Here is a 13,697-nt window from a genome sequence, read left to right on the forward strand (position 1 = left end):
CCGTTCTAACGATTGACCTTCACCTGGCTGAACGTGGCCGAGGTGTAGGCGTGTACGGCGTTCGCCTCCTGGTTCCCGTCGACCGCGAGGCCGATGTAGAACCGGCCGGTCCGCATCGCGATGCGCTCGTAGCCGATGCGGTCCCAGTTCAGCGAGTTCTTCGAGAGGAAGGCCTCGAACTCGTTGTCTCCGGTCAGCAGGCTTCGGCAGACCAGACGCAGCCAGTACGGCTTCTTCGGGTCAAGCGGATCGTCGCCGGCGGCAGGCCAGATGCCGGCGCTGGGCTGGTTGCCGTTCGAGGCGACCCTGATGGCCATGGCGCGCATGCCGGCACCGTCATCACCGCTTGCGGAGTAACCGATGCCGGCCAGCATGAACGGCGAGTTCGGCGCGAGGTCCTGGCGCACCATGATGCCCGCCACGGCCCCGATGTGCCCCGCGCTGATGCCGTCCACCCGTGCGGTGATCTCGATGACCTCGCCCCGCTTGCTGAACCCGACGGCCTGGTGGGCGAAGTGGAAGGAGTCCTTCCAGCCGGCTATCTTGCCGGACCCCTTCAGCGTGAACACACCGTCCTGCAGCGCCGTGCTCCCGGCGATGGGCACCTCGCCGACGTCCTGCGCCGTCCACGGCTTGTGGGTCCTGGTGCGGGTGACATGGATCGGCACCAGTGACGAGGTGGTCGCGGACCCGGTGCTGTCGGTCGCGCGGGCTGTCAGGTAGTAGGTGCCGTCGGTCGCGTCCGCCCAGGTCGCCTGGTACGGCGCCGCGGTGGCCTCGCCGATCTTCTCGTCACCGTGGAAGAACTCGACCTTGGCGATGGACGCGCCGTCGAGGGCCTTGGCGTCGGCCTGGACGACGATGGACTGTTTGTCCTTGGCCGCCGCGAACACCTGGTCGGCCTTGGGGGAGAGGATCGCCACCTCGGGGTTGCGGGCCCCGGCTCGCTGGATGGAGTTCAGGTAGCGCTCCAGGTTCGTGTACCCGCTGCCGTCCACCGTCTTGGCGTCGTCGGCACTCTCCGGGTTCAGCCCCTGGGCGGTCTCCCACTCGTCCGGCATGCCGTCGTGGTCGCTGTCGGCAGGAGCGGGCACCTCGGTCGGCAACGGCAGCCAGCCGCCTACGTCCTTCTGCGAGTTGATGTGACGCCCCGTGCCGGCGCGCGCCTCGTCGACCAGCCGGGCGTCGATGGCGTCCCGCCGCGGCAGGATGGCTCCGGCCTGCTCCAGGACCGTCGCGAATGCCTGCGCCGGGGTCTGTTCCGTGATGCCGTTCTCGAACTCCACCGGTCTGGGCAGCAGCGTGATGCCGCCGACCGGGTAGGTGATGCCGAGCGTGTTGTCGGCCGTGATATCCTCGTGGCCCTCGACCGTGTTGCCGCTGACGTGCCACTGGCCGAACCGGCCGGGGGCCACGATCGTCCTGGCGATCGGGGGCAGCGTGTTGGGGCCGGGCTTGTAGTAGTTGCCGACGATGTTGACGCCGTTGGACCACTCGCCGCCGTAGCAGGACGTGATGCCGGGGTTGTAGATCACGTTGTTGCGGTGGTCCACCACCATGCTCATGCCCTCGGTGAAGCTGAAGCGCGGGTTGCGGCCGTTCTCGTGGATGAGCAGGTTGTGGTGGTAGGTGATGGTGTCGCCGCCCCACAGGCCGCCCATGCCGTGCCGGCCCTTGGGGTGCACCGAGTTCACCAGGCCCTCGGAGATGATGCACCACTGGACGGTCACGTTGGTGTTGCCGTAGACGGAGAAGCACTCGTCCACGCCCCAGCTGAACGAGCAGTGGTCGATGATGATGTCCCGCACGCCCTCGGCGCCGAACGTGTCGATCGGGGTGCCCAGCTCATCGCCGCCACGGAAGCGCAGGTAGCGGAGGATGATGTTGTTGCCCTTGATCTGCGACTCGTTGCCGATGACGGTGATGCCGTGGCCGGGGGCGGTCTGGCCGGCGATGGTGAGGTTCGAGCCCGTGATGTCGAGCCCACCCTTGATCTTGATGTTCCCGGCGACCCGGAAGACGACCGTCCCGTCGGACTTCGCCACCGCCTCGCGTAATGATCCGGGGCCATCGTCGTCGAGAGTGGTCACCTCGTACACGGCGCCGCCTCGGCCGCCGGTCGTGTACATCCCGGCTCCCTCGGCGCCGGGGAAGGCGGGCACGCCCTTCGCCTTCGCCTTCGGCGCGATGGTGGGGCTGGCGCTCGGGCTCGGACTGGGCGTTGCCACCGTGCCGGACATGTCCGCCAATGCCACGGCGGGCGGGACCAGCGCCGCGGACCGCACGAAATCCCGGCGACTGAATTCTGATTGCTGGCGATCGAAGCCAAGAGCCTCGGTCATGGGAAACGCTCTCTTTCCGCCCGAATAGACAGGGCTGTGCCGTCCTTCGGCACGACTCCGGACCACGCTGCCGCTAGGTGAGAATTTTTATTCAGCCATGAATGGAGTGGATTCATCACATCGTGAACGACACTGTTGTGACTGTCAAGAGCGCTTTCCAACGCAGCCAGAGAATGAGGTAAACCACCCATGCCTCGGCACCCTGGGCCTCGTTCGCGCGCGACCGCTCGCCGAACCTGGGGCCGTTCGCGTTGCGCCGGGCCCCACCGCACGCCATCCCGCCGTCGCGGCGCGCCAGGTTGGCGCCCCTGGTGGGGGTCCGCCTCCGGGGTCCGTCGCTACGGCGTCCCAGAAAAGCCCTTCGGAACCCCGGCCGAGGTCCGTCGGCTACGGCGTGCCAGGGGAAGCCCTTCGGAACCGTCCGGGGTCCGTCGCTACGGCGTGCCAGAGGACGCCCCTTCGGGACCGCGTCCGAGGCGCCGGGTCGGTGGGGTGTGGGATGGCGCGGTTCGGCGCAACGCGCACGGTGCCCAGCCGATGCACCGCCGGCCGCTCGCGTGCTCGCCGAACTCGGCGTCCCTGGACCTCAAGCCCTTCACCGCAGGCGAGGTCTCGCGATGTGGCCCGCCCTCACCAGGCGCCGGGTCGGCGGGACGTGGCAAGGCGCGGTTCGGCGCAAGGTGCGCGCTGCTCAGACCCGGACGTCAACATGCGCGTTGCCCGGGTCCGGGCTTGAATGCGCCTGGAGCCGGGGGTCAGTCCTTGAGGAGTTGTTCCGCCACGCCCACATCCGTGATGAGCGTGTTCACCCAACCCCCGCGAAGCGCGGCCCGGATCGCCGCGGTCTTCCGGCGTCCCCCCGCGATGGCGATCCGCCGGGGCACCCGGAGCAGGTCGGCGGCCGAGATCCCCAGGATGCGTTCCTCCAGAGGCGAGTCGACCAGCCGTCCCTCGGCGTCGAAGAAGCGCAGGCACACGTCGCCCACCGCCCCCAACCCCCGCAGCGTCTCGAAGTCCTCCTCGGTGATGGCGTTGCCGCTGTCGCGCAGCAACGGCGACGGATCCAGGCTCCCGATCCCCACGAGTACGGTGGTCAGCCGCGACCAGGCGTCCACCACCTGGCGTACCACCTGGTCGTCCGACAACGCCTGAAGGGCCATCGCCGAGCCGACGAGGCCGGGTGCGGGCAGGAAGACGGGTTCGGCGCCGGTGAGGTCGGCCAGGTGGGCGGCCAGGCGGGTGGCCTGGACCTGGGCGGACCCCTTGCCCACCCCGCCGATGAGCTGGACGACCTCCTCCGCCACGCGCACCGGCCGGCGCTGCATGGCCTCCACCGTGGCCAGCAGGCTGGCGCTCCAGGAGGAGATGCCGAGGTGCTCGCCGCCGATCAGGGTGGCGTCGAGGTACGTCGCCCCGGCCGAGCCCAGCGCGGCCACCACGTCGTGGTTGTCGCCGGCGGCGTCCACGACGATGATCTGCTCCACGCCGTACTTGCGCTCGAGGTCCTCCTCCAGCAGCGCGTGCACCCCGCTGGGCACCACGACCACCGTGCGTACGATGCCGATCTCCGCGGCCTCCTTGAGCAGCCGCGACACCCGAGGCTGCGAGATGCGCAGCTGCGCGGCGATCTGCGGCTGGCGGACCCCGTGCTCGTGGTAGAGCCGGGCGACCCGCACCAGGAGCCGCATACGCTCCGACTCCTGGCTGAGCCGGCGACCGCTGAACCTCAAGGGCTCGCCACCAGAGCGGCCCTTCTCGAACTGACTCTCAGCTCCCACGATCGCTGGCCTCCGATTCGGCTCCGCCGCTTCTGCTGGTCCGGTGGCGAGCCCGGGCCACTGCTGAGTGCCATTTTGCTAGCGCGCGGCGACGCTCGCACGATGATAGGCCGGGTGCGCGGGGCCGGCTCTGACGTGGCAGCCCGGACAGCTCCCGGCGGGACCATACACCTGTCAGCACACTCATGTGACATCGCCCCTTTTCCGCCACTTACGCCTCCTTCACAGCGCCGCCTGACGTCCGGAGAAGGCCCGCAGTTTCGCGAAAAAGTCCTCGTGGATGAACCGGGCGTCGATCGAGTCATAGGTGCGGATCGGCCGGTTCGCGATGGAGAAGTCGTAAGATCCGTCGTGGCGGAAGTTCGGGGCCGGCCGCTCCACCCACGTCCCGCAGTCAGGGTGGAGCATCAGCCCGATCGCGGGAGAGTCGCCCAGCACGCGGAACTCGATCGACCCGCTGTGGTGCCGCTCGTTCCATTCGACGAGCTGACGCACGAGGTATTCGCCGATCTCGCCGCAGGGCGCGACCTTGGCGTCGAGCTCGGCGTATCCGACGGCCGTCATCCGGTACGCCGGCGCCGGGATCTGCCAGACCCGCAATGCCGAGGAGAACACGATGTTGGCCGCCACGATGTCGTTGGACAGGTTGAACTCGGGTCTGCCGGGCGAGCCGCCGCGGCCGTCGTACCCGCCGCCGCCGATCCAGATGGCGGTCACGTCCCGCTCGGCGATGCGCGGCTCGATGAGCAGGGCCGCGGCCATGTCGGTCAGCGGGCCGAGGAAGGCCACGTAGAGCGGCTCGGGCACCTCGCGCATGGCCTCCTCGACGATCAGCTCCGCGCCTGGCGAACGGACCGGCGTGCCCGCGTCGGGCAGCGCGTACGGCGCGCCGTCCTCGACCCTGACCGTGCCGTCGAGCTTCATCAGCCGCAGCAGCAGGTCGATTTCCGCCCGGCTTTCCTCCAGACTCGACCGGGTGCGGCGGTTGCCGAAATGCGCGGCGACCAGTCCGCGAATGTCGAGGCTCGGTGAAAGCAGCGCGTGCACGATGGCGAATTGGTCGTCCGCCTCATTCTTGGCGTCGCTGTTGACGATCACCCTGCGCCGGTGGGAAAAGGTCCTGCTCATCATCATTGCATATCCATTCAACTATGCATCTATATTCCGATATTATGTTGTGACATTTGTCGTGTCAAGATCCCAGAGGATGACGGACAGCGCGTACGGCGAAATGGTGTGGTCGTCGTGCGTCGCGTCCTCCAGCAGGTCCCACCGCCCCTGCTCGGGCCGCCCGCCGGCGAGCAGCGTGACCCGGTCGCGCACCGGAGCCTGGTAGACGCGGTGCCCGACCCCGTTGAAGCAGCACTCGTCGAACCGGTTGAGTATCTGCAGCTGCCCGCGCCCCGGGCCGACGGAGGCCAGCACGTACATGTCGAGATAGTCGTCAGCGGTGGCGGACGCGTAGAAGCCGGGCAGCGCGTCCTTGGTCTGTTCGAAGTCGCCGGTCGTGGGGCGCGGCTTGGGGGAGGCGGGACGCAGGAAGAACGGCAGCGACCCCGCCGTGGGGTAGCTGCGGGTGACGCGCGGGTCGAGCGCCGAGAACACCGTCGTCGTCCAGCCGCCGCCCGACAGGCCGATCATCTCCACGGTCCTGGGCTGGTACGTGGCCTGCGCGTAGTTGAGCGAGACCGTGAGCGGCTCCAGGAAGAAGGTCAGCGTCGAGAACTCGGCGCTCTCCCAGGGCGGCAGCTCGCGGTGGGAGGGGTTGGGCAGGAGCTTCGCCGGGTCGGCGGGGTCGGCGATCTGCTGCTGGTTCCAGTGCTGGAAGGGCATCGCGTACACCATCACCCGGTAGCCGCGGTCGAGCAGGGGCTGAACGGTGCGGAGCATGGTGTCGAACGGCTCGCCGTGCCCGTTGTGGTAGAGCGCCAGGCGCCGGTTCCAGGCGCGGTGCGGGACGATGTCGTACACCTTGGCGGAGACCTGGTAACGCAGGGGGACCGCCAGGCAGTCGATCCTGCGCACCCCGGTCAGGGAGGCGAAGTCGGGCACGGTCACGCCGGTCTCGACCGTGGGCAGCGTCCTGGGCTGACCCGCGCCCTTCCAGATGTAGTCGATCATGGCCTTGCGCTTGGCGGCGATGTCGGCGGCGGAGTCGATGCCGATCAGCGGCTCGATGTCCACGCCCGCCACGGCGGCGGGCAGGGTCTTGTACTCGGGGCCGAACCTGGCCGCGATCTCCTGGTTGACCGGCGCCACCGGCCGCGGCGCCCCCTTGCTTCTGTGCGCGCCCGCTCCTTCGCCTGGGCCGTTCGCCGCCGCGGCGGGACCAGCTGTGGAAACCGCGACGGCCGCCGCGCCGATGCTGCCCAGCACCCCGCCCAGCATGGTGCGCCTGCTCGCTGACCTGTCCATTCCGTTCCCTTCACAACGTCAACTTCCGTGATCTCAACGCCGCCCCGGCTCGGGATCCCATCCGCCGAGGACGAATGAGGGGTCGCTCCACTGCTTCGCCTCGGCCGCCGTCAGCTGGCGTGAGCAGGCCAGCCGCTGCGACGTGTCGATCGCGCGACCGGTGGTCAGGTCGGTGCTGCCGTACTCCCAGAAGGACGCGGCCTGCGCCTGCGCGCAGTCGTTCGGGTCGATCGCCCAGCCTGCGGGGGCGATGTGGCCGTCCATCCTGGTGTCGATGAAGACCGCCTGGCTGTGCGTGAACCGCCACACGGCGCTGCGGCTCAGCACCACCGAGCCGTCGGGCACGCCGGGGGCCCGCGTCAGCTTGGTGCGGACGAACACCGCTCCCGGCCGGGTCTCGTCGTTCCGGCTCTGGGAGATGTAACCGGCGTCCGTGGACTCCAGCACCGAGTCCTGGATGAACACCGTGCCGGTGCCCCACACGAAGTCGGTGTCGCCGCTGATCCGGCTGCCGGTGACGAAGCCCTTGCCCTGAAGACGCAGCGTGTCCTGGTGGCTGCGCAGGTCCACGCGCTCGAGCGCGATCCGCTCGTTGTTGCCCCTGAACGCCTCGGCCTGCGAGCCGCCGTCGGGTGTCGTGTTGTGCAGCGTGAGGTCCTGGATCCGGAAGTCGGCCGCGTCCACCCCGAACATCGACCGCCAGCAGTTGTGCAGGTCCGAGGTCTCCAGCACGCGGCGCGGGCACACGTCCGCCGGGCCGCCGTTGCTCAGCGCCTTGTCGCCGTTGCGCAGGTCGTTGTTGGCGTACTGGATCACGGTCCGGCCGGCGCCGGCGCCGCGCACGGTGACGTGCGGGCGGTCCTCGCGTACGTAGACGATCTCGGTGTAGACGCCGGGCCGCACGTCGATGGTCACGGGCTCCTGGTTGCCGTTCGGAACGGCGTCGATGGCGCCCTGCACGGTGCAGAAGTCACCGGTCCCGTTTCCGGAAACCGTCAGATGCCGGCCCTGAGCCCCTCGCTTCCGGGTCTTGAACTCCCACGTGCCAGGCTCCCGCACTCCCTCGAACCCTGTGAACACGCCCGGTTCGACGGTGACGTAGTACTCCTGCCCGTACTCGAGCTGCCGGTGCAGGTAGACGCCGGCCGTGTTGCCATCGATCATGATCGATTCGTACGAGAAGTCGTGCGGCAGCCCTCCGTCCGAGAGCGCGGCGCCGATGTTCTTCTTGTCGGCCTTGGCCGCGGCGGCCTCGACGCGATCGACCAGCGTGCCGTCGGCACGGCGCACCTCGATCGCGCCGGACGAGCCGAGTGTGGGAGGCGCCGGGAAGGTGATCTTCAAGGGCGCGTCGACACAGGTCCCCCTCGCCTGCCCGGGCACCGAGAACCGGACCTCCGATCCCGCGGAAGCAGTGGCCGGGGCGGTGGGGGACAGGGCGAGCGCCGTCGCGATGAGCGCCGTGATCGTGGCCTTCACATTCACCTCTCGAGGAGCGAATGGATATTGAAGATTGAATATATATGTAGACGCCTTCGCGGGGCCGGTCAAGAGGGGATGGAGCATTGCCGGTGCGCGGAGTCACCATGAATACTTCGACCATGCGCGTCATCTTCGACACCGACATCGGCACCGACGTCGACGACGCGCTGGCGCTCGCCGTCCTGCTCGGGTCGCCGGAGGTGGACCTGGTCGGCTGCACCACCGTCTACGGTGACACGCTGCTGCGGGCACGCCTGGCCAAGCGGCTGGCAGGCCTCGCGGACCGGTCCCTGACCGTCGTCCCCGGGGCCGGCAAGACCCTGACGGACCGCCCCGTCTGGTGGGCGGGCCACGAAGGCAGGCTCTTCACGGACCTGGACACCGAGCAGGTGGACCAAGGGGACGCGACGGCGTACCTGGTGGATCAGGTGAGCCGCGCGCCCGGCCAGGTGGACGTGGTGGCGGTCGGGCCTCTCACCGACATCGCCAACGCGATCACGGCCTCCCCGTCCTTCGCCCGGGACGTACGGCACCTCTGGATCATGGGGGGCCGCTTCGACGGCCCCGAGCCCGAGCACAACCTGAAGAGCGACCCGGAGGCGGCGGCCATCGTCTTCGGCTCCGGAGCGCCGATCACGGTCACCGGGCTGGAGATCACCACCACGGTCCGGATGGACGCCACAGACGTGGCCGCCATCTCGGGGGCCGGGGCGCTGGGGAAGGCCCTGAAGGCGGAGATCGAGCAGTGGTGGCGGCTCTGGAACGAGGAGTGGAACAGCCCGCACGACCCGATCACGGTGCTGACCATGCTGGTGCCCGGCCTGTTCGGGTTCAGCCCTGAGGGACGGGTCACGGTGGGGGCGGACGGCTCCAGCACGTTCACGCCCGGGGGCGGCCGGACGCGCATCACCACCTCGGGCTCGCCCGAGCCCATCGCCCAGGAGATCGTCCGCCGCATCGTGGCCGCCGCCGCGTGAACACAGCGGCCCGGACGGACGCCGGGCAAGCCGTCGGCAAAATCTGTTTCAAGTGCGAGACCGGTGTTTGCCATGGGTTGCCAATGATTCGGTACGCCTGGGCAGATTTGCCGCGATGACCAGGCATTTTGTCCGGGAAGTAGCACCCGTCATGGGCATAGGTTAGTTACATCGGCTCATGTCGGCGATGGTGACCGGCTTTGCTCGAGCCGATGCGAGGCATCGATGACCATTGTCACACCGCGCACCTCGGCGCAAACGTACGCCAGCGGGCTGCCCGCTGAGGTGACCAGTTTCATCGGGCGGCAGCACGAAGTAGCGGCAGTCAAGCGCCTGCTGGCCCACGCCCGCATGGTGACCCTCACCGGGCCCGGCGGCGTGGGCAAGACCCGGCTGGCCCTGCGCGTCGCCACCCACCTGCGACGGGCGTTCCCCGACGGGGTCTGGCTGGTCGAGCTCGCCGAGCTGGACAACCCGGCATTGCTGCCTCAGGCTGTGGTCGCCGCGCTGAACATTCAGGATCACTCAGCCCAGCCGCCCATGCAGGTGCTCACCGAGCACCTGCGCGAGCAGCGGACGCTGGTCGTCCTGGACAATTGCGAGCACGTTCTCGACGAGTCCGCCGTGATGGCCCAGACGCTGCTGTGCTCCGCCCCGGAGCTGCGCATCCTGGCCACCAGCCGGCAGCCACTGGGAATCACCAGCGAGCAGATGTTCGCGGTGCCGACGCTGCCGCTGCCAAGCCGCGAATCCCGGCACGGCACGCCGTCCTCCATGGCCGACGCGGTGCGGCTCTTCGCCGACCGGGCCGCGGCCGTCAGGCCCGGCTTCACCGTCACGGACGAGAACCGGGACATCGTCGAGCGGATCTGCCGCCGCCTGGACGGACTGCCGCTCGGCATCGAGCTCGCCGTCGTGCCACTGCGCGCGCTCTCGGTCCACCAGTTGCTCGACCGGCTGGACGACCTCTTCCGGCTGCTCAGCGCGGGATCGAGCACCACCGCGTCTCGCCACCGGACGCTCCGAGCCCTGATCGACTGGAGTCACGGGCTCTGCACCGAGCAGGAGCGCCTGCTGTGGGCACGCCTCTCAGTCTTCACCGGCAGCCTGGATCTGGAGGCGGCCGAAGCGGTCTGCGCCGGGGACGGCATCGCCCGCGATGAGATCATCGACCTGGTGATCGGCCTGGTGGAGAAGTCCGTCCTGATCCGGGAGGACCATCGGTACGGAGTGCGATACCGGCTGCTGGACACGATCCGGCAGTACGGGCGTGAGCGCCTCGTCGCCTCCGGGCAGGAGGAGGAGCTGAAACGCCGGTATCGCGACTACTACCGGCAGCTCTCGCACGAGGCGCAGGCGCAGCTGTTCGGCCCGGCGCAGGTCAAGCTGCTGACCCGGCTGCGCGTCGAGCATCCCAACCTGCGCACCGCCCTGGAATACTGCCACGCCGAGCACGCCGGGCTCTGCATAGACATGGCGAGCGACCTGCTCTACCACTGGATCACCAGCAGCCACCTGAGCGAAGGACGCAACTGGCTCGAACAGGGGCTCGCGCACCCTGTCGGCCCTTCCGAGGTCAGGGCCCGGGCGTTGTGGGCATGCGGCCGGCTCGCCATCATCCAGGGCGATGAGGCCTCGGCCATCGGGTTGCTGGCCGAGAGCAGAACGCTCGGCGAGCAACTCGGGCTGCAACCGGTGCTCGGCTACGTCGCGCTCTACTCCGGAATGGTCGCCATACACCAGGGAGACACCGCATCGGCTGTCAGATCCTTCGAGGAGGCGGTGACCCGTCATCGCGCCGGCGGTGACCCCGCGGGCGAAGTCCAGGCGCTGACCTGGCTCTCCCTCGCACACTCGTTCCTCGGCGACTCGGAACGCGCCGTCGCCGCCGCCGAGGAGAGCATCGCCATCTGCGACGCTCATGGCGAGAGCTGGCACAGGGCGTACACGATGACGGCGCTCGGCATCGAGCTCTGGCGCCAGGGCGACACGAGGCGCGCGACCGCCTTGGAGCAGGAAAGCCTGCGCGTCTTCCACGCGCTGGACGACTCGGTCGGAATCGGGGTCACGATCGAGGTGCTGGCCTGGATCGCCGCCTCACAAGAGGAGCACGCGAGGACCGGCGAGCTGCTGGGCATCCTGCGCAACGTCTGGGAGGCGATCGGCGCGCCGCTACTGGGATTCGGTCACCTCATCCGACATCACGACGAATGCGAGGTCCGTACGCGTCGGGTCCTCGGCGAGCAGGCCTTCCGGACGGCCGTCAAGCGAGGCGCCAGGCGCTCGCCTGTCGAGGCGCTCGCCTACGCCCTCATGGAGGAAGCGCCGTCCCCCGGCCGATCCGATGGAGCGAGCCTGGGCTCGCCGCTCACCCCACGGGAGATGGAGATCGCCCGGCTCATCGCCCGGGGGATGAAGAACAAGGAGATCGCGGCGGCGTTGGTGATCGCTCAGCGCACCGTCGAAGGTCACGCCGAGCACATCCTGCGCAAACTCGGCTTCACCTCCAGGACCCAGATCGTCGGCTGGGTCGCGGAGCAGGCCCGCCTCACCGGCGAGGGGCCTCGCGGGGGCGAGTGAGCATGCCCGTGAAAGACACGCTCCGGAACGGCCCGGCCGCCGAACAGCCGGTGGCGGACCGGCAGCAGACCGACGCTCCCGTCTTCATCGGACGACGCCACGAGATCTCCCTGGTCAGGCGGATCCTGACCAAGACCCGCCTGCTGACCTTGACCGGCGCGGGCGGGGTCGGCAAGACGCGGCTGGCGCGACGTGTCAGCGAGATCGTGCCACAGAGGTACCGGGACGGAGTCCGGCTGGTGGAGCTGGCCACCATCGACGACGAGGACCTGCTGGCCCCGGCCGTGGCCGCCTCGCTCGGAATCCGTGACACCACACCGGACCTCGTGGCCCTGCTGATAGAGCACCTGGCGGACAAACAGCTGCTGCTGGTGCTGGACAACTGCGAGCATCTGCGCGGCGCGTGCGCCCGACTGGTGCACCGGCTGCTGCGCGGCACCTCACGCCTGCAGATCCTGGCCACCAGCCGCCAGTCGCTCGGGGTGTACGGGGAGCAGGTGCTGCCTGTGCCGTCACTGCCGATCCCGCAGCCCGGCGACAGTACCCGCGACATCGCCCGGAGCGACGCCGTACGCCTCTTCGCGAAGCGCGCGGCGACGATCCGGCCGGGCTTCCTCGTCGACGCGGCCAATGCCCAGGCGGTCGCTCGGCTGGCCCGGCGCCTGGACGGGATTCCGCTGGCCATCGAGCTGGCGGCGGTACGGCTGCGTACGACCTCGGTGGAAGATCTCGTGAACGAGCTCGACGAGCGCCTGGAAGTACCGGCCGAGGTCGGCCCCGGCACGCCGGCGCGCCACCAGACCCTGCGGGCGACCATGGAGTGGAGCTTCGGGCTGTGCTCGTCAGGAGAGCGACGGCTGTGGGAGCGGTTGTCGATGTTCCCGGGGGGTGTGGATATGGAGACCGCGGAGGCTGTCTGCCCCGGGCAGGGTCTGGCACGCGAGGACGTGCTGGATCTGATGGCCGGGCTCGTGGACAAGTCCATCCTGTGCGGAGCGGAGCAGCACGGCACTGGAATCCGCTGCAGCATGCTGGAGACCGTCCGCGCGTACGGCCGCGAACGGCTGCCCGCCGGGGACGCGGAGGCGCTGCGCCGACGCTACATCGACCACTATCGCCGGCTGGCGGAGCGACTGCGCGTGGACCAGGTGGATCCCGGCCAGATCGATAACCTCCGGACGCTGAAGCTGGAGCTTCCCAACGTGCGGGTCGCTCTCGATCTCTGTTTCGGCCGGCCAGACGACGCCCCCGCCGGCTTGGAGATCGCCTCTGTGCTGTGGGCCAACTGGCTCGTCGCCGGTGCTCTCAACGAGGGCCGGCACTGGCTGAGGCGCGGCCTCACGCTCGTGCCCGGATCGGGCCTCGCCAGGGTGATGGGCCTGTGGGCCGACGGTGTGCTCGCCCACTACCAGGGCGATCCGGCGGCGGCGGCCGACACGCGGGAGTGCTCGGCGCTCGCCCGGCAGCTGAAGGACGACGCGGCGCTCGCGTTCGCCGTCCAGCTCTCCGGCGTCTCGGCGTTGTCCGAGGGCGACGCGGAGGGCGGGCTCGCGCTCCTGGAGGAGGCCCTCACCCGTCACTGGGCGCGAGGCGACGTCCACGCCGTGGGGGTCACCCTGTACATGGCCGCCCTCTTCTCCGCCACCATGAGCCCGGAGCGGGCCGCCGCGTACGGTGAGGACCTCGTGAGGTTGTGTGAGGAGCGCAACGCGTCGCTCTTCCGCGCGTACGGACTGTTCGCGGTCGCCATGGCCTGCTGGGAGCAGGGCGACTGCCGGCGGACCGAGGCCAGCATGCGGGAGGTGGCCGCCTTCTGGAGCGCCGCCGACGACCGGTGGGGCCTCCCCCAGTGCCTGGAGGTGCTGGCGTGGACGGCTGGGGCACGCGGCCGGCACGAGCGGGCTGCCCGGCTGCTGGGCGCCGCCCACCTCCTGTGGGAGGCGGCCGCCTCCTCTCCGCTGCAGCTGCGGTTCCAGGCGAGGTCGCACCTGGAGTGCGCCGAGCAGGCGCGTCGCGCGCTGGGGGCACGGGCGTACACGGCGGCCTTCCGGGACGGTAAGCGACTCAGGCCGTCCCGGGCGGTCGCCTACGCGCTGGAAGAATCCTGACGAGCACCGCCGTGC

At 69.6% G+C, this 13,697-nt stretch carries 8 protein-coding genes; 3 read left to right on the forward strand and 5 right to left on the reverse strand.

Features of this window, described 5'->3' with window-relative positions:
• Positions 1–5 precede the first annotated feature (5 nt).
• The 5 genes from ACQPWU_RS15675 to ACQPWU_RS15695 form a co-directional block, all read right to left on the reverse strand.
• Positions 6–2,342, reverse strand: a complete 2,337-nt coding sequence (locus tag ACQPWU_RS15675; protein WP_433440560.1) for an Ig-like domain-containing protein — start codon at positions 2,340–2,342, stop codon at positions 6–8.
• Positions 2,343–3,097: 755 nt separating this feature from the next.
• Positions 3,098–4,030: a sugar-binding transcriptional regulator gene (locus tag ACQPWU_RS15680; RefSeq protein ID WP_433440562.1), complete on the reverse strand. Its 933-nt coding sequence runs from the start codon at positions 4,028–4,030 to the stop codon at positions 3,098–3,100.
• A 312-nt stretch (positions 4,031–4,342) separates the two neighbouring features.
• Positions 4,343–5,254: a nucleoside hydrolase gene (locus tag ACQPWU_RS15685; protein ID WP_433440564.1), complete on the reverse strand. Its 912-nt coding sequence runs from the start codon at positions 5,252–5,254 to the stop codon at positions 4,343–4,345.
• A gap of 36 nt (positions 5,255–5,290) precedes the next feature.
• Positions 5,291–6,535 (reverse strand): hypothetical protein, encoded by a 1,245-nt coding sequence (locus tag ACQPWU_RS15690; RefSeq protein WP_433440566.1) that lies wholly within the window; start codon positions 6,533–6,535, stop codon positions 5,291–5,293.
• 33 nt (positions 6,536–6,568) lie between these two features.
• Complete coding sequence (locus ACQPWU_RS15695; RefSeq protein WP_433440568.1) at positions 6,569–8,014, reverse strand: pectinesterase family protein; 1,446 nt, start codon at positions 8,012–8,014, stop codon at positions 6,569–6,571.
• 107 nt (positions 8,015–8,121) lie between these two features.
• On the opposite strand from ACQPWU_RS15695, the gene ACQPWU_RS15700 reads away from it, so the two are divergent.
• From ACQPWU_RS15700 to ACQPWU_RS15710, 3 genes are all read left to right on the forward strand, one after another.
• Complete coding sequence (locus ACQPWU_RS15700; RefSeq protein WP_433440570.1) at positions 8,122–8,994, forward strand: nucleoside hydrolase; 873 nt, start codon at positions 8,122–8,124, stop codon at positions 8,992–8,994.
• Between the two features lie 225 nt (positions 8,995–9,219).
• Positions 9,220–11,574, forward strand: coding sequence for an ATP-binding protein (locus ACQPWU_RS15705; RefSeq protein WP_433440572.1), 2,355 nt, complete (start codon positions 9,220–9,222; stop codon positions 11,572–11,574).
• A gap of 8 nt (positions 11,575–11,582) precedes the next feature.
• Positions 11,583–13,682, forward strand: a complete 2,100-nt coding sequence (locus ACQPWU_RS15710; RefSeq protein ID WP_433440574.1) for an ATP-binding protein — start codon at positions 11,583–11,585, stop codon at positions 13,680–13,682.
• Positions 13,683–13,697 lie beyond the last annotated feature (15 nt).

The organism is Nonomuraea sp. CA-141351, assembly GCF_050944675.1.
Classification (GTDB): Bacteria; Actinomycetota; Actinomycetes; order Streptosporangiales; family Streptosporangiaceae; genus Nonomuraea.